Origin of the sequence: Paenibacillus sp. SYP-B3998 (assembly GCF_010820665.1) — a bacterium.
Taxonomy (GTDB): domain Bacteria; phylum Bacillota; class Bacilli; order Paenibacillales; family NBRC-103111; genus Paenibacillus_E.
The window spans coordinates 73909-92432 of sequence record NZ_JAAIKC010000013.1 but is presented as its reverse complement, the minus strand read 5'-3'; the positions used below and the strand labels follow the sequence as shown (position 1 = coordinate 92432).

General features: G+C 45.0%; 11 protein-coding genes. 3 read left to right on the top strand and 8 right to left on the bottom strand.

Going from position 1 to position 18524, the window contains the following annotated elements; all coding sequences use genetic code 11:
- Window positions 1-40: 40 nt before the first annotated feature.
- Both GK047_RS24315 and GK047_RS30440 read right to left on the bottom strand, forming a co-directional pair.
- A complete protein-coding gene (locus tag GK047_RS24315) occupies window positions 41-565 on the bottom strand; it encodes a phage tail protein (protein ID WP_205516957.1) in 525 nt (174 codons plus the stop codon).
- Between the two features lie 11 nt (window positions 566-576).
- The gene (locus tag GK047_RS30440) at window positions 577-1587 is read right to left on the bottom strand and encodes a phage tail protein (RefSeq protein WP_346010384.1); all 1011 of its coding nucleotides are present in this window, start codon (window positions 1585-1587) and stop codon (window positions 577-579) included.
- Window positions 1588-1856: 269 nt separating this feature from the next.
- Here GK047_RS30440 and GK047_RS24300 point away from each other — a divergent pair, with 269 nt between their 5' ends.
- The gene (locus GK047_RS24300) at window positions 1857-3509 is read left to right on the top strand and encodes a PhoX family protein (RefSeq protein ID WP_163952708.1); all 1653 of its coding nucleotides are present in this window, start codon (window positions 1857-1859) and stop codon (window positions 3507-3509) included.
- A gap of 119 nt (window positions 3510-3628) precedes the next feature.
- Here the strand turns inward: GK047_RS24300 and GK047_RS24295 are convergent, their stop codons facing one another.
- Window positions 3629-4696, bottom strand: coding sequence for a prenyltransferase/squalene oxidase repeat-containing protein (locus GK047_RS24295; RefSeq protein ID WP_163952626.1), 1068 nt, complete (start codon window positions 4694-4696; stop codon window positions 3629-3631).
- A 174-nt stretch (window positions 4697-4870) separates the two neighbouring features.
- Window positions 4871-5752 carry a helix-turn-helix transcriptional regulator gene (locus GK047_RS24290; RefSeq protein ID WP_163952624.1) on the bottom strand — a complete coding sequence of 294 codons (882 nt, stop codon included), beginning with the start codon at window positions 5750-5752 and terminating at the stop codon, window positions 4871-4873.
- A gap of 192 nt (window positions 5753-5944) precedes the next feature.
- Here GK047_RS24290 and GK047_RS24285 point away from each other — a divergent pair, with 192 nt between their 5' ends.
- Window positions 5945-6724 (top strand): exodeoxyribonuclease III, encoded by a 780-nt coding sequence (locus GK047_RS24285; protein ID WP_163952622.1) that lies wholly within the window; start codon window positions 5945-5947, stop codon window positions 6722-6724.
- Window positions 6725-6762: 38 nt separating this feature from the next.
- Window positions 6763-7533 (top strand): spermidine synthase, encoded by a 771-nt coding sequence (locus tag GK047_RS24280; RefSeq protein ID WP_481856051.1) that lies wholly within the window; start codon window positions 6763-6765, stop codon window positions 7531-7533.
- Between the two features lie 158 nt (window positions 7534-7691).
- On the opposite strand, the gene GK047_RS24275 is transcribed toward GK047_RS24280, so the two are convergent.
- From GK047_RS24275 to GK047_RS24260, 4 genes are all read right to left on the bottom strand, one after another.
- Window positions 7692-8657 (bottom strand): LacI family DNA-binding transcriptional regulator, encoded by a 966-nt coding sequence (locus GK047_RS24275; protein ID WP_163952619.1) that lies wholly within the window; start codon window positions 8655-8657, stop codon window positions 7692-7694.
- Window positions 8658-8724: 67 nt separating this feature from the next.
- Window positions 8725-12069 (bottom strand): GH36-type glycosyl hydrolase domain-containing protein, encoded by a 3345-nt coding sequence (locus GK047_RS24270; protein WP_163952618.1) that lies wholly within the window; start codon window positions 12067-12069, stop codon window positions 8725-8727.
- The gene (gene bglX / locus GK047_RS24265) at window positions 12069-14261 is read right to left on the bottom strand and encodes a beta-glucosidase BglX (protein WP_205516956.1); all 2193 of its coding nucleotides are present in this window, start codon (window positions 14259-14261) and stop codon (window positions 12069-12071) included. The genes GK047_RS24270 and bglX overlap by 1 nt, the downstream gene beginning before the upstream one ends.
- Before the next feature lie 500 nt (window positions 14262-14761).
- On the bottom strand, window positions 14762-18313 hold the full coding sequence (locus tag GK047_RS24260; protein ID WP_163952616.1) for a GDSL-type esterase/lipase family protein: 3552 nt from the start codon (window positions 18311-18313) through the stop codon (window positions 14762-14764).
- Between the last annotated feature and the right edge of the window lie 211 nt (window positions 18314-18524).

Sequence of the window (18524 nt, the reverse complement as noted above, 5' to 3'; positions counted from 1 at the left end):
AACTCCTCTCTTTCTCAACGAGAAACCAATTCCCCATACTCTAAGAGCGAGGTGGAAACACACCTTCTAAAGCAATACAAAAATTTAGCGTCAAATACGGCTGCATATTATTGTGAGGTTGGCCGCCACCCGCCTGCATAATCGCATTTCCCCCCATTGGCACCATATTAGTTAGACTTGTGTAGGCCAAACCTCCGCGACGCCCACCTGTATCCTTCAATATTTGGCCTACTGGCGATTCTTGCGTTCCTCCGGAGGTTCCATACTGTAGAGCATGTGAATGGGTGGGGATATGATCTGCTAGCAGTGTAACACTCTCCGAGCCGCCTATCTTACCAAGAGCGTATTCGGACAATCCCGGACCTTGTCCAGCATGCATCGGGACCATTCCTTGTAAATCGGGGAGGGCAAAAGTACTCTTCCCATCCCCTCCGTATGTAGCCCCCAAAAGAGAAAACAACGCTGAATTTTGCGAAATCGGTAGAAGTTGTCCATTGCAAAAGGCCCACCCTTTCGGTTCGAAATTCAAACCAAATAAACGAATTTCCCCAACAAACGGATCCATAATATCTCTCCTTAGTTTCTACTTGGAAATATGCCCTGTGTAGCGATAATAGCGGTTAGCGTTAGGAACGGCTGCATATTAAGGTGTGCTTGACTACCGCCTACATTGTCGGTTACCACATGGGATTGGCTATCTGGCACAAAAGCATAGGAGCTTGTGGAGGTCACGCCAAATGCGTTACCCTGAGCATTCTTAGATGTCGCTGGATTCCCGCTTGCATGAAGAGAATGCGCATGCCCAGGCAGCTCATTCAAGCTTAGCGTATGCGCTTGCTCTCCTCCTTTTTCTCCCAAAGTATGCCCCTTCCCAAAGTGGATCGGCACCCTTCCTTTCATTTCCGGTAGCCCGAATGTAGTTTGGCCATCTCCGCCGTACGTTGTACCCAGCAATGCAAATAAAGCTTGATTTTGATTAATCGGCATCATTTGCCCGTTGCATAGTGCCCATCCACCAGGAGCAAAGTTAAATGACACCCAACGAATCTCACCCATGTAAGGTTCTGTTCCGCCTCCACCGCCCTGACTAGGGAAAATTCCAAATAAACTAATGATATAATTGATCGCCACATACGGCTGCAAGTTGTTATGAGGTTGACTTCCGCCAGATAATCCTACGACGGTGCTAGCTCCCAGCATCGTACCTTTCGTCCCTACGGTATCCGTGAACTGGTTCAAGGTCGACCTCGCCATCACAGTACCATCAGGACTGTTCGTGCTGCCGAATTTGGATGATACACCTGCCGTATGACCATGCGAAGGGATTTGTTGAACCGTTAGCGTGGCATTTTCTACACCGCCAGTTTCCGCTTGTATAAAACCGTTTCCTTGATGAAGCGGAACCCTCCCACGCAAATCGGGTAAAGCAAATGTCTGCAGACCATCCCCACCGTAAGTCTTACCTATTAAGCTGAATAATGTCTCGTTCTCGCGAATCGGTAATACCTGTCCGTCGCAAAGCGCCCATCCATCCGGGGCAAACTTACCGGCAAACATTCGAATTTCGCCAACCAAGGGCTCTGGCATCGTATTTCCTCCTTCTGAACTCTCTTATTTAATATTTCTATTATGCAACCTACCTGATCCGAACGATCGATAGCCAAACAAATTTGAACTCCTACGGCTTCTGGTTACTTAAAACCCCACATAAGCTACGTATAAATTGTTGATACTATCGACTATTTATGGGTCCTTGTGACTATGATTCTAGCAAATTATATTGAAAAAAGCATTCAAATCCAAAGAATATATGTTATCTTTATAACAAGATGCCTAATCCTCGGAGGAACTACGAAATGGAATTGAAAAAAAATCTATCCCGCAGACATTTCTTGAAATATTTAGGTGCAAGCGCTGCTTCATTAGCGGCTACTTTTTCCGGTTTAAGCTCACTTAGTCAAACGGCTAATGCCTCAACCAATGTCAATACCTATGAACAATTACCTGAGACATTTAACCCCACCTTACATACTGCCGCAGATGCAGACCAACTTCTGCTAGCTAATGGTTTTACTTATAATGTTCTAGCTGCGTACGGAGATACGATCAATAAGCAAGGCGACACCTTAGGATTTAATAGTAGCTATACATCCTTTTTTCCGTTCCCCGAATCCAATTCGGAGGCCTTGTTATGGGTAAACCATGAATCTGCTAAGTATCCATGGATGATAGATCGCTCAAAGCTTGTAAGTTCGGAACAGCAGAAGCAAATGCTCTATGAGCAAGGTGGTTCTTTTATTCATATAAAGAAGGACGCCTTTGGTGCTTGGAAGCTTGTCTCCGATTCTACCGTAGCCCGTCGAATTTCCGGATTAACCCCTATTGAGTTAACTGGTCCAGTGCGAGGTACGACAGCTGTTAACGGAGCTACGCTCGTTCAAGGTACATTCGCGAATCGTGGCGGAGGAAAAACGCTTTGGAACACCCAGCTTACTTGTGAAAATCGTTATGAATTCACCTCGCGCGATGCAGGGCTAGCGCTTTCCCATTATGGATGGATGGTTGAAATCGATCCTTTTGATCACAAAAATACGCCGGTTAAACATACGGCGCTTGGGCGATTCCATCACGGTAGCGCTGCTATGACCTTAAGCGCTGACAACCGGATTGTTGTCTACATGGGCGAAGATTCTCCAGATGGCTTCGTTTATAAGTTCGTGAGCGCAGACCACTGGACTAAAAACGATGGCAAATTGAACGCTAAACTCTTAAGCGAAGGTACTCTGTACGCCGCAGACTTCATTCAAGGACGTTGGATCGAACTTTCAATTACTAATGTCAGAAACCAATTGAACCGTCTGACTTATCAAGTTCCAGAGGGTTTGTATAAATCCAAAGAAACGTTACTGCAGCAATTCCAATCGCAGAGCGACGTTCTTGCTTCCGCTAGCGAAGCGGCAACGATTATCGGGGCTACGCCATGCGACAGGCCTGCCGAGCTCACTGTGCATTCGACGAATAAAACCGTATTCATCGCCTGCACACAGAATGATAGCCGTGGCAACCTCCATGGGCAGATCTTCAAGCTAAAAGAAAATAGCGGGGGACTTACCTTCCAATTCGAAACCTTTATCACAGGTGGACGCCAAAGTGGCTTTAGTTCCCCGGGCAGCATGACCATCGACAACAGTGGAAACTTATGGGTCGCTTCCGACATTGCCGCCGATCGACTAAACAGCGGAGCCTGGTCGGAATTTAAGAACAACGGACTTTACCTCATTCATCCTACAGGCAGCGCTCAACGCACCAAGCAGTATGCGTCGGCTCCTACGGAAGCTGCATTGTGCGGTCTTTCCTTCACCGAGAATCAAGCGACTGTATTCTTGGCGGTCAACCATCCTGGAGCTGTAGGAGCAGGGACAAATAAACCAACTAGCCAATGGCAGCATCGCGCTAGCGAGAAGGAGCCACGTTCTGCAGTCGTTGTCATTACTGGATCTGTGTTGTAATTACTCAAACGAAAGGGGCCATCACAAGTCATAGACTTGGATAGCCCCTTTCTTTACTTCCGCAGTTTGCTCCAGTACATGTCGTGCACGAATTGCTGCATATGCGTATCTTGTGTGTACTATTGTTTGAACGGATTCACCTTATGAATGGCTAAAATTAGCCATCCTGTTGATGAGATTGCTTCAACTTTTGGCATATTCCAGTCGTCGCCGGTTGTTCCCCCAGCCATTGAATACGGAATACCGCCATTCGGTTTTTGAAACTTAATGACTTGATCTGTAAAATAGTCGGCATCCGTTGTTCTTCCTGCCGTGTACAAGGCTGCCGCCATTTGTGCGGTACCCTCAAGCCATACATCGTCTTTGTCAGCATTAAAATCAAAACCATCGACTACGATGCCATTAACTGTCTTTTTCAGACGCATTTGATTCATATTATAGTCAAGGGATTTCAAGTAATTTGCTGGTCCTAGGGACCCAAGCGATTGAACTCCCCATGCGTTTACATCCAAGAAAACACCTTTGTTATTACGTCCCACATACCACCTGTTGTTCGCTGAATCCCACATCTTCGTAGTAAGGAAGGTTCTTACCTTTTCAGCCTGCGAATTAAAGCCAAATGCTTTCAGCGCTGCATACGCATCTTCATTTTCTTCTGTTGAAGCATAGGTCAGCTTTTTTCCGCTTGCATCTATTCCTCCATTTATGCCTCCGTCCGATTGTTGGAATTTCAAGACCCAGTTAATGGCATCGTTTGCCATAGCATCAAACGAAGTTGCACCTGTAGCCTTCTTATATTGGGCAGCGGCCATAACCACCCAAAGAATAGGACCTATCCATTTCTCTGATTCGGCAACCGCATTTTTACTCGAGTACGCTGTATACCAGTAACCATCCTTATGCTGCAAGCCTTTTAGCTTATTAAGTAAATCGTAAGCCCTCGCCGTATCATTCTTCGCAATAAAAGCGACTGCTGCAACAGCTTGATCATAGGTATAACAAACATCTTCACCGTCTGCCTGACTATCGTAAAGACCATTCGTTTGCTTAACGGAAACCAACCAATTATAAGCATTGGTCGAAGCGGTTGCACGGTCTGTTGCAGCAAAGCTAGTTGAGATATTAGCCGTGCTGAATAACAACGTAGCACCAACGACAATAGGCAGTAATCTTGTACTCTTTTTCACTAGAACGAACCTCCCGAATTTAATTTAATAGCGTCAATCCATGGATGATCTTGACAATTTGATTATATGCTTTCATATCTATCTTTTCTTTAGTCATTTTCTTATTTCATTACGTCATTTTCTTATTTCATTTCATCATTTTCTTATCTCTTCCATTCCTTTCATTAATAAGGTTTATTTCCCTTTTACCGATTTCCGAAAATGACTTGGAACTTCACCTGTAAATTTTTTGAATTCCTTTATAAAATAGGAGGTGCATGAAAATCCACAAAATTCGGCAATGTCGGCGATTTTCATATCCGTTTCGATTAATAACTGCGAGGCTTTGATTGCCCGCTCGCGATTTACATATTCAATTGGAGAAACCCCCATGGACTTTTTGAACACCAAGCTAAAGTTTGAAACGCTCATATTGACAAGACTAGCTAATTCACTCAGCTTTATTTGTAAATGAGAGTTTCTCTTAATATGTTCGAAAACGGGCCGGAAGCGTGTGAGTTTCATGATTCTATCGGATAGAAACAGGCCTCCTTCGGATTCCAAGTATCTTTCAAATATAACCGCAAGTTTCAAAATAAGCGATTTGATGATGAGTTTGAACCCATTCTGTTTACGTTCATATTCGTTTTGCATTTCCTGCAGCAGCGAGACGATCAGCTTGTGATGCTCATTGTTCTTTTCTAACTTATTTTCAAAAAGTATGCCCGCTTTCCAAAATGGTAACAGACTGAGGATTTCAAAGGCATATACCGCATTCGTTAATATAAACTTTGGTTCAAATAACATAACTTGCATAACGAGGTTATGATCATTAAATGCAAAATGAAGGTCTCTAGCATTTATTATAAAAATATCTCCTTCCTCAAAGGCATACTCCCGATCCCCTATGATATAATTGCCTGTTCCGCGTTTAATATAATTAACTTCCATCCAATCATGCCAGTGGAGCTCCGTTGAATCTTTATCTATCCCTTCCGTATCGGCAATAATAAATTCAAAATCCTCGTCTTCGAAGAAGTCCATCTTTTTAGAAGGATCAAGATCATTTTTTTGCATAAAAAATTCCCCCTAGGTTGGACGCATGCTCATGTCAACTTACCTATTCTTCTTTTGTTACAGTTATCCTTTCTGTCGCTATTGCAACCATGCTGGTTGAGTAGCACATAAATGCGCGTAACACGCACTTTGAAAAGAGGGAATTGTGAATATGCTATACTACTAGAAAGAACTGCAAGGAGATGGACAACAATGAAGCTGATTTCCTGGAATGTTAATGGTTTAAGGGCTTGTGTAAACAAAGGATTTAATGACTATTTTACGAAGATGGACGCAGATATTTTCTGTATCCAAGAAACGAAATTACAAGAAGGACAAATTAGTCTGACCTATGACAAGGAATATCATCAGTATTGGAATTACGCGGTGAAGAAGGGGTATTCTGGAACTGCCGTATTTACAAAAAACAAACCGCTTTCCGTAAGATACGGCCTGGAAGAGGATCATGAATCTGAGGGGCGGATCATCACGCTAGAGTTCGAAGCCTTCTATCTTGTCAATGTATACACCCCCAATGCAAGACGCGATCTGTCAAGGCTGGAGCTTAGACTGGAATGGGAAGAGCGGTTTCGGAGCTTTCTTCAGAAGCTGGATGCTCATAAACCTGTCATCATTTGTGGCGATCTGAATGTGGCCCATCATGAGATTGACATCAAAAATGCGAAAGCGAATCGCAATAATTCCGGTTTTACAGCAGAAGAACGAGCTAAGATGACCCAATTACTAGATGCCGGATTTATCGACACCTTCAGGCATTTCTACCCAGACCAAACCGATGCCTATACCTGGTGGTCTACGATGCCTAAGGTGAGAGAGCGGAATGTCGGATGGCGAATCGATTATTTCCTCGCCTCTTCACGACTGGTTCCTTCCTTAATGGGTGCACAGATTGATGCTCATGTAACAGGCAGCGATCATTGCCCGATTGTCTTGAACCTTGCAGTGATCAGCCAAACCGAAGGTATTATTTAACCGAATGAAACGGGTACGCTCTGCGCCCACAATTGTCCTTGAAGGAGAACGATGACTTGCAATTACTGGCTAGGGAGTTCGGTAATAATCATGAAATAACTGTTTATGACACTACGGAGTTATATGGCGAAAAGGGAAAATTCCGAGTCATGCAGTTTTCGAATCAGGCCATACAAGGGGCACTAGATTTGAATAATCCGGATCGAATCCTATTCGAATATCCGAGGGCCATCATTCACTTAATGGCGTTTAACAACCCGACATTCGAAGACGTATTCGTCATTGGGCATGGAATTGGAACGATCGCCAGTCACTTTGCGGAGAAGCGATTTAAAGTAGCCGAGCTCAACGAGAAAGTAGTGGCGCTTAGCAAGCAGTATTTCGGATACCATAAAGATAATGTAATCGTTGGCGATGGACGACATATTCTAAGCAGTGAAGCGCCGCTTGCTTATGATTATATTATTTTGGATGCCTTTACGGATAAGGGGACTCCAGAGCATCTAACATCCAAAGAGTTTTTCAAAATAACTAAAGAAAAACTTGATGCTCGGGGTTCTATCATCATGAATCTTATGGGTAAAGGCGAGAATGACACGCTAATGAACGCTATTCATACGACACTTAGCGAAGAATATGCCTTTACCAAATCCTTTTCCCTCCAGTCAGAGGGTGCAGCCGACATCAAGAATATCATGATCATCGGCAGCAACAAGCCCATCGGTTTCCAATTACGCAATATGGCAGGCTTCACCGAGATTGACCTCGGACAAGGACATCTCATTTGGGACGGAGATTCACGCAAATAGCCCTGTGACAAATATCGCTACTGCGCTAATCACATGGATTGAATCCAATCACCCAAGGTATATAAAAAAACATGATGGTCACCGTTCATTAGGTGAACGCATCATGTTTTTTATATGCAAACAAATCTGTCAGTAGCGCTAAAATATTAGAAAAAATACTACACAGATCCCATCGACTTGCCTTTAACGAGAGTGACGTAAATCCGCTCTTGTTCCACCTCTTCGCCTGCAATGAGCTTGAGCAGCTGCTCGGAAGCCAAGCTCCCCCATTTCCGCTTGGAATAATCGATCGTGGCTAGACGCGGCTGCGTGTATTGGGATACTTCAATGTTATCGAACCCGATAAGGTGAATATCCTCGCCGATCCGAATGTCAGTAGTCATCAAATAGTCGTACATCCCAATTGCCATCTCGTCATTTAAGCAGAAAACAGCCGCAGGACCTGGATATTCCTTAGCGATTTGGAGACCCGCATGCGCGCCAGCCGATTTATTAAAGTCGCCTTCGATTTCGATATACTGCATGTCTGGATGACGACCAATTGTTTGTTTGACTGCTTGCAGGCGCTGCCTGGAATCGAACGAGCCTTCTGGCCCCGTCACCACATATACTTTGCGATGCCCGAGCTCAATCATATGCTCCATCGCGATTGTGGCTCCAGCTTTATTGTCAAGCAGCACCTGATTGATATTCGGATGCTTCAAGTCGCGGTCCATGACAACCAATTTATGACCAAGATCAGCATATTTCAGCAGTTCTTCATTAGAGAACTTCTCGTCGAGAACGATGGCCCCGTCTATCATTCGCTGGGGAAGCAGTTGATGCGATTGCTTCCCGCTGCAAACTACGAGATCATAACCACGCTGATTTGCGCCCTCTTTCATCCCCTGAAGCAGATCTCCGTAGAATGATCCGCTGAAGTCGGTCAAGAAAGCTCCAATAATTTTCGTTTCCTGCCTCTTCAAATTCCGTGCTGCGGCATTCGGAACGTAGTGCAGTTCCTTGGCAATGGCAAGTATTTTAGCTGAAGTTTCTTCTGTTACTTTCGGACTTCCGTTGAGCGCATAAGAGACCGTTGATATTGAAACGCCTGCTTGTTTAGCAATATCTTTAATATTGGCCATGGTACACGCTCCTCTCCCTATTTTTCGCTCTAAATATACCACATCGTGCTGTTAATTCGCCATTTGGTCACATATAGATATCAATCTTGTTGCTCTCAGAAGTGAGAACCGATTCAAGCAGCTCCCTAGTCATTCGCAAGCCGCCTTTCCGGTAACGGTTCTGTACCATTTGAGCAGGTACTGCTTCGCCATTCACCTTTACAAGACTTACTGGACAGCCACTGAGATGATAGACGAATTGGATAGGTCGGTCAATGAAGCGGAATTCAAACTGCAAGCCGTTTAAATGAGCAGGAAGAACAGGATCGATAACCAAATCTCCCCCCTCCTGACGGATGCCAAGGCAATTGGAGATAAGCTGATTCATATAAATCCCTGGACCGCTAGAATAAATTCTCCAGCCCCCTTTAACCGGAACCTTGCCTTGTTTGAGATCTTCAAAACGCTCTTGCGCTTCGTAACGGTCCTTGAATTTACCATCCGAGCTGCTGAAATATGCATTACTCTGGCGCATCTCAGCATTCGAAACGATATCTCGAAGTCCGATCGGATTAATCCTCAGAAGTCCTTGCCACACCTCATCTTGATGACCAAGCTTGGCCATCGCCTCGACGAAGCGAATATGGGCATGCACATACTGCAGTCCGATTTCCCTTCCGAAGTTGGCAGCCTGTTCGGCACGTTTGAAGTGTGTGCTAACGCCGCCATTGTAATTAGCTGGACGATTCATCAGTCGGACGCCGTCTGAATAATACAGCTTTTCCTTAATAAGCGTGTAATGAGCCTCCGCCTGCTCCTTGGTGAGCAGCTCGCTAATCATGCTGCGCGTCATGGGTAGCAAACGATAATGGATGCCAGTCTTGGTATCCTCTGGATGAAGCATCAACTCGGCTTGTCCCGGCTCCTCCATGTATAGAAACCCTGGAATGACTTCTGTTTGCAGCATATAGCGGTGGAAGTCTGCTTGGATGCCAGATGCAAGTTCGTGCAATTCTTCCGCCATCACCTTATCGTAGTCCACTAACGCTGCGGATAACTGATTCATCGCCTGATAGGTCAAGGCTACCGTCCAGCTGCTTACCATATACTGCTTAAGCTGCGCATTGGCCGGTTGCAGCGTATCGTCCCAATCGCCATCTCCATAGGCCGACAAGTGTGTCTCGTGCAGAAAATGCTCCTTGATATATTGGATTTCCTTACGGGCATGCATAAGTAAAGATGTTCGCTCTTCTGTGAAGTCAAACGTATGGCGATCCATGTAAGGCACGAGCTCCTGCAGAATGCTGTAGTCCTTGGTGACGTTCAAGTAATCCCCCAGTACTTTAAGTGGCCAAACGATAATGTCGCCGTGACTTTCTTCCTGCTGAATCTTTGTATACCGATCGAACATAAACCATTGCGGCCAGTTCCCGGTATCTTCGTATTGATGGGCGTATAACGTCAACAGGATTTCCCGTACCATGACATGCTTCTGGGTTGCCATGAAATATTCGACGGGCCCCTGACACACGTCGCGCGTTCCCCAAGCTGCTCCACCGTACTGCTCAAGACCGTGCGGTACCGAGAAATGAACAAGCATATTATGGGTGTACCAATAGGCTAACGCGTTTACTTTATCGAGTTCATCAGTTGCTTCGCCGTTTAAAGAAAGGTGAAAGCCGTTCAATATCTTCTTAAAATATTGACGATACGCTATTATTTCCATTTCCATATCACGGGAAACAAAAGGCAGTTCTTGTCCATGAAGTAACCCTTGAATGGTTAGGCTCCAAGACTTGCTTTCGGTAAGCTGCATGACGACTAGTGACGCTTCATTAGGCTCGACATGCTCTGCTAGCATACGCTCGTCACCGACGCTCAACTCCGCTCCCGACACCAACAAACGGTAACACAAATCTGGATAGACCGAAGCGCTTTGGGAACTGTTGTCCGCTCGGAATGTTAACATAGCTCCGTCCTGTTTCGAATGAAACGGCACTTCGTACTCATTATTATTCATCGTCACTTGATTCGTTAGCAGGTAACGATATAGTTTTCCGCTCTCGGAGGTAACCGTGAGGAATATCTCAGGCGTATCCACCGTGGTAAAAGTGGTGATGACCAGTGTATCCTCTGGCATTTTGTAATACCATCTGGCATAGTTGAAACCCATCTCATATAAGGATGGCATGGCTAAAAGCCGATAATCTCCATCCAGTTCGACATAAATACGCTGTCCAGATGTTTTCATGACATTCAATGCGTTACGAGCATTCGTTAGCATTTTGTTGAATGAGGTGTTGCCCACCACGACTTGAGAATTAAATATGCCATACATGTACGATGTCGAGGTCAGAATGTGCTCGTTCATCTGGTCATTATTGCCGGTCATCAAAATGTGCCCGTGCGGACGCTCAACCTGAAGCTCTTTCTCCTTCAGTACGACATGCTCATTCGTCGGTGTAAAGAAGGAAAGCAAGGTCTCTCCGTCCCATTCCTCTTGATGTCGAGCCGGGAAGCGATGATTGATTTCTTCGACGCTCATCTCCAACGAACGCAAAGGCTTGCCGATGGTCGATTTAAGCGCAGCCTTCTCGATAGAACGTCCTTCGACAGGCAGTTGCGCTTCGATCTGCATCCAAGCATCCGCAACATCTGCTCCATATTCTAGCGCCATTATTGGCGCGGGATGGTCTTCTTTGAACAGTCCATAGAATACAATTCGAGTCTGTCCATCCAGCTTCACGCGCGCTGACTGCAGGGCCACATACGCAAACTCATATTGATAAATTTCGTTCGCCAGTGTTTCCATTGTCAGGCTCTCTGGTTCATTGGTCTCTTTATAAGAGAGGCCATAAAACTGGAAGCCATCTGTGGAATATCCAGTTGCTCCTGTCAACACCCCTTGCTGCATATAAGGGAATTTCCCTTGTTGAGCTTGGTTTTGGCGGGAACAAATGACAAACCCTTTTTCCTCATCTTTAAAGGCGGTATGATCAATATATTGGGATAAATACGCTTCATTGGAACGTACTGCCGCCTTGTCAGCAATCCCGATATCCTGACCATAGATCAAATCTACTTCCTCGTCGCTACCGTCTAGCTGTACATCCCAGAACCAAACGCCACGATCTGTCAGACGGAAATCAACTTTGTATGCGATCCCACACACAGAACCCTCCCAAGTCAGCGCTTCCTCCGAAGCGCGCATCTGGCTTGCAGAGCGAACGCCGAGCAGAGGGACCGCTTCGATGCCAGTTGACCGATGAATCCGTAGGTATATATTATTTAAAGATCCGTCAATGGGATTGGTAAGCAGTTGATTGATAAGTGTATCTGCATGAGACGCTTCATATAGATCACCGCTATTCAAAAAGGTGAAACGCAGATGCCCCTCTTGTAAATGAAACTTAGAATCGACTTTATTTATCATTATGCTTCACTCATTTCTTGTTTATTTTTTACCAGTTGGAATCGGAGCTCCATCGTATCTCGGCTGTTAGGACCCACATAAACAATGAAGTCACCTGCGTCGCTAGCATATTTGTAGTCAGCATGGTAATAACGAAGCTGCGGCTCAGTTATACTGAAACAGACTTCTTCACTCTCGCCAGGCTGCAGCGATACACGACGGAACGCCTTCAATTCTTTGAGCGGACGAACGACATCACCTGACATATCCCTTACATAAAGCTGGACAACTTCCTCACCAGGAACGTTTCCTGTGTTGCTAACTCGCACCTTTATGGTCAGTGTTTGTTCCTCTGTTATTGTCTCAGCAGACAGCTGTGCGTCTTCGTAAGCAAACGTCGTATAACTTAAACCGAATCCAAATGGGAATAAGGGCTCGTTTGGAATATCTAAATATTGAGAAATATATCGTTCTTGCGCATCAGGAGCCCCTTTTGGTCTTCCCGTATTAAAAGCGTTGTAATAAACGGGAATTTGACCAACCGAATAAGGGAATGACATACTCAACCTGCCGACTGGTTGGACGTTACCGAACAAGAGGTCGGCGATGGCCGCACCACCCTCGCTGCCTGGGAACCAAGCCTCCAACACCGCATCGACCTGGTCAACAACACCATGCAGATCCAGCGGTCTTCCATTGAACAAAATGGTCACCATTGGTTTGTTTAGCGATTTCAATTGTGCAAGTAGGTCAAGCTGAGCTTGTGGCAACCTGATATCCGCCCGACTTCCAGCCTCGCCGCTCATATCGGAATGTTCACCCAAAGCTAGTACGATGACGTCAGCATGATGAGCAATTTGCAGCGCTTCGTTCATTTGCTGCTCCGTAGCAGCCGTCTCGACACCGCATCCCTCAGCCACTGCTAGTAAAGATGCCCCCATGATAGAAACCATTCCATCATATAACTGTACGGCTTCTTCTTTGGAACCCAGCCCAGACCAAGGCCCGAGAATATCTCCGCTCTTGGCGAAGGGGCCAATCAAAGCGATTTTCTGTCCTAATTTAAGCGGCAGTACATTGTTGTCATTCTTCAGCAAAACGCAAGATTTCTCCGCAAGCTTGCGGGATGCTTGCCGGTGATCTTCACAGAACACGATAGCACGTTCCCGTTCCGGGTCTGCTCCCCTCAGAGGGTGCTCAAACAAGCCCAATTTTTTCTTTAGACGCAAAATGCGCAGAACCGCCTCATCAATGAGCCTCTCTTCTACGGCACCGATCTCGACGAGCGTATCTAGATGATTGATATAACAAGGCGTCATCATCTCGATGTCGACACCAGCCTGAATGGCTTTATGAGCAGCTTCCGCCTCATCCGCAGCAACACCGTGCGGAATCATTTCTTTCACCGCTCCCCAATCTGAGATTAGAACACCGTCAAAGCCCCATTCTTCTCGCAACAAATCTCGCATCAGCCATTTATTGCCACTGGCGGGAATACCATCGACTGTATTGAAAGCCGTCATCACCATCTCACAGCCTTCGTCTAGCGCCGCTTTGTACGCGGGTAAATAAAATTCTCGAAGCTGTCGTTCTGACAGATCCACGGTATTGTAATCACGTCCGGCTTCGGCCGCGCCATAAGCGGCAAAATGTTTCACACATGCAGCAACCCTATCGGTCTCCGTCGATAAATCTTTACCTTGGAACCCCCGGACGAACGCACGAGCGAATAGGCTGTTCAAATAAGGATCTTCCCCTGTCGACTCCATAACCCTTCCCCAACGCGGATCTCGCACGAGATCGACCATGGGCGCAAAGGTAACATGAATGCCAGAAACGGCTGCTTCTTTGGCAGCGATTTCTGCACTTTTTTCTGCTAGCTCCAAATCCCATGAGCAGCCGATAGCCAACGTTACCGGGAAAATAGTTCGATAGCCGTGGATAATATCCGCCATGAAAAGCAGTGGAATGCCTAAGCGATTACTTTTCAAATGGGCCTGCTGAATATCAATAACCTGCTTTGCCCCAGCTAAGCCAAGTACGGAGCCGGCATTTCGCACAGTTTGCTCCGAAATGCCCATGGAAGCCATGGGGCCCGTGATCTGCCCCTCATTCTCCCCGCCTTCAAAGAAAGGCGCCGCCAACTGCATCAGTTGTGCGATTTTCTCCTCTCGCGTCATTTGATGGATTAGAGAAAGTAGTTGATGATCCATGATTTTATCCCTCATTTTAAGTTAATAATTTAGTTAGTAATTCAAGATATTCAAATCAATAGAAACGTTTCGATTTAGCTGTTTATAATTCTAATAAATATAAAACGTATAGTCAATTGGTGTAACACATTATTATTTTTTATTAGAAACGCTTATAATTTGTAATATATTGATAGATACAAGTAGATAAATGCAAATTCAGCTTGTTCTCTTATACAATAGAAACGTTTCGATTTTTTTGTTGCTGCTACAGTTTTAAATCTTTGTATTCGTTTATGGTCGTCCATCCACTCTATTCACCCAGCTTGCCGTGGCGACCGATTTCGTTTCTGTGGAACAAAAATAAAAAGGCGGCTGCTAAATAAAAAGTGCGTCCACTCATTGGAGTGAACGCAGCTGATATCGCGGGCATGGGACCTAGATAGCTAGGAATTTAGAAATTAACCATATCGGAAGCTATAATTTTACAGCTTTGCTATGCTGCCTATTTCCTCCTGATATTAATCGTCATCCCTAATGATGAAAGTCGTGCCCGTATCGGCTCCCAGGGCTCCTTCCTCGGAAGGAGCATACAAACCCAGATAAAATGCTTCTAATTGTTCTTTGTCAGTATCATTCACGATCTTAACTTGAATGCTTTTCTTCATTTCGCCATCACTGAACGTCAGTTGACCCGATGAGGAAATGTAGTCGCTTCCTGCCAGAGCAGACCTGTTCAATGTCATATACTTGACCGTTATCTCTCCGCGGCTGCCTCCGCTGCGATATACAGTGGCCGTTACCGTACCCGCACTCTCGCCTACCATCGTTACGAGGGTAGTGAACTGTAATTTACCAATCGGCTCCAGATCTTTCTTTTGGAAGCTAGTGGTTGATAGCGCTGTATTCCCAGCACGATCCGCAACGATAATCTCCAGATGATGGATGCCATTCGACAAGCCATAAGCTGAAGCTGTAACGGTCATTGTAGAGTTCTCATACTGAGCTTGCAAGACTTCTCCATCCAGTTTGAGACGAATGGAATCTGTATTGATACCAGAATCCATATCTGTTAATTGGGCTGACAGTGTCGGTGCTGCTGTCGTTATTATTTGTCCATCAGCAGGCTCCACATTGCTGATTGTGGGAGCCGTTGTATCTAATTCTAGTGGGCCCTTGACTGTTTTCGCGGTTATCTTTGGTCCATTTTTAGACCAGTGCTCAGAATCATGGCTAGCCTCAATTTTAAAATCATAGGCAGTATTTGACTTTAACTCCGCTACTTCATAGTTACTTACATCACCAGACAAAATAGCTAACCTTTGACCATTCTTATACACACTGTAAGAGACAGTTTCCTCTCCAGCGGCTGTCCATTGAAGTTTAAGCCCTGATGACGTAATATCCGTTGCCGTTAAAGCGCTATTCCCAGACCAAAGCAATTGGGGCTGAATGAACCTCTTAAACTCATCGGCAATCACTTGATAACCTTCCAAGCTTGGATGAATATCCGTGGTCGGCAAATACAAAGCATAATTAGCAGCAATCGCTTCTTTCGTAGGTACGAAAAACCCGCCTTTTTGCTGTACAACTTGAGAAACCGCTTCATTCAACTCATCCAAAATTTGCAGCAATCCAGCTTTCTGAATGTCTGTTAAAGGCGCGTTATGGAAGGCATCGTAATAACCCATGACATAGACCTGCGCAGCTGGGTTTAACATTTTGATTTCAGTCATAATTTGGTTCGTGTTTCCTGATACGGAAGCAATAAGCTGCTGGGCTTGAGCCGAACTAAGCTGATAATGATTAGCCTCCAACGCTTGCAAGAAATCGTTGGCCCCTGCATCAATCGTAACCATCCTAGCTCTAGCTAAATGATCCTTTATCCCACCTCCCAAATCACGAACATTATTCTGAATATCCGCCAAAACCTGATTAGAAGTGTAACCAGGAACAGCGAAATTATCATTGCTTGCATACAAATCTCCTTTGTCGTACAAATACTTAGAGAGGTAATCCGTATAACCGATGTCTATCGTTCCTGTTGGCGTCACACCAGCGGCTAAAGAGTCGCCCAGCGCCACATAATAATTATCTGAAGAATCACCCATTAAAATTTCAAAATAACTTTCCAACACATCCATGTGATTTCCATTTTTATCGGCAAGATCAATAGTTATTTTATGGAAACCCTTTGTTTCCACCCGTGTTCGCACGATAATGGATGAAGACTCACTCACATATTGGGCTGGTACTTGTTTATCGTCCAACTTCACCACAATGGAAGCTGGGTCGATCCCCACCTCGCTTGCCTTCACTGCCGCTACAATAGTAGGAGTATCTGTGTAAAGGGACTGAAGGTGTCTCGGGCTTATAAAAAGCAGTTCTGGATCAGGCATAGCTGTGTTGATACTATATACTTGCGAATATCCACTGACACCATACCATTGACCATCCTTCCAAATAGGCCTTGCTGCTGCTGCTGAGGGTATTCGTACGATACCATCTCTCTGACCTGTGACGTTGTTGCTTACATATATTTCCCCCGTACTTTCATAGAACCCCTTCGTAAATGCGATATCTCCATTTTCCGAGAGCGCCTCCAAACCAAAAAATTTATCCGTAACTTTTCGCTCCGTTCCGTCAGGAGAAATGACCCATAGTTGCCGGATGCCGGCATCCTCTTCACTTGTATCTTGGCTGTGATCTATTCGAGCATAGGCGATCCATCCGTTATTCACCATAAATTCAGTCGGAAATGGTAACGTCATCCCAGTACTTAGCTCAACTGTGCCTAGCTCGCGGTCACCTGCTGAATTATGCAGCAGAAGTGCAAATTTTTGATAGGGGGAGCCGTCTGGAAGAAGCCATTTCTTAAATAACGTGTTAATCCCATCCGTCGTTGCCAAAGAGTATCCAGGTAATGCAGGTAAGAATAACGAAGCACCTGCGCTTTCCTTATATTGCTTATAAACCCCATCTTCATAATAAATCGCAGTGCCATCTTGTAAGAGTTCAAACATTTGAGAACCTTGCGAGATTTTTGTGTCTACTCCCGTTAATAAATTCCTTAATAGGATGCCATTTTTCACAAACAGAGCATAGTTGCCATTTATTTTTATCAGGTTATCAAACACGGCATACTTATCCGTATTTAGGACAAAGTCTAGCCGATCTTCTCTCCATTCGTACAATTCTTCTCTAGACTCCCATTCGTCAAAAATTCCATCCGTCCTAATCATGGCCCCTTTGGGCGTCAAATGGGCTTCTTTAATTGTTATGTCTAAACGGTTTGGAATGGATGCGACCACTTGGCCCGAATGCAGATCCCTAATTTCAAATTTATTTTCGTGAAGGAGAAGCGCTCTGGCTGAATCATAGTCAAGCAACCTTGCATTTGGAAAACTATTCACCAGGGTTAGACGACGATTATTTCCTCCTACGCTCACATATCTTACTGCTGAAACCCGCTGCCCCGCCGAATCGTATCCAGTAAACTTTAAAGTAACTCTTTTGCCTTCGTATTGAGCAAGTGATATCACCTTGTCGATCGTGCTTACGCTCGACAAAATCTGTTTGTCGTTTGCCTCTACGGTGACTTTCTTGCACCCAGCAGGGTCATCGTCCATGCATGACATCTTCACGTGTACATCTCTGGTTGTAATGGAGAAAATATCCGGTTGTTGGACGTCGATTGTCGGTGGATCATCATAATTCACTTGAAAGGGTATGCTCGCTATATTTCCTTGAATATCTTTTGCTGTGATGAAGCCGTTCTTTTTTCCTTTACCTAAAGATGCAATGTCCATTTGCACTTTCCATGTCTGTGAGGAATTAACCCGTACCAAATCTATGGATACGGTATCCAGCTGTGCGGTTACTTTCGTAATTGGATAGTTATAATAAACAAGTACTCTCACTTCAAACTTACTCCCGACATTACCCACAATCCCAGGTGCCTGCTTTTCAATTCTAATTCCCCCATCCTGTGCGCTAGAACCGACAGGTAATGACACAAGAACAAGTACCGACAAAATCATTGCATAGAGCCAGTTCGAATAGGATATTTTCATAAGCTACCCCCATAATTATTTAGATACAATATGTATCAAAATAATTATGGAATATACGGCCTCATAAGTCTATACATTTTCTATTAAATTTCCGATATACTTGAATGTTTGCACGCATGGAGCCGAGCTCAACGTTCGCTATACATCACAAATAGCACGAAGAAATAAAAACACGGGAGCTCAAACTGATTGCTTCATGCCATTGTTCGGC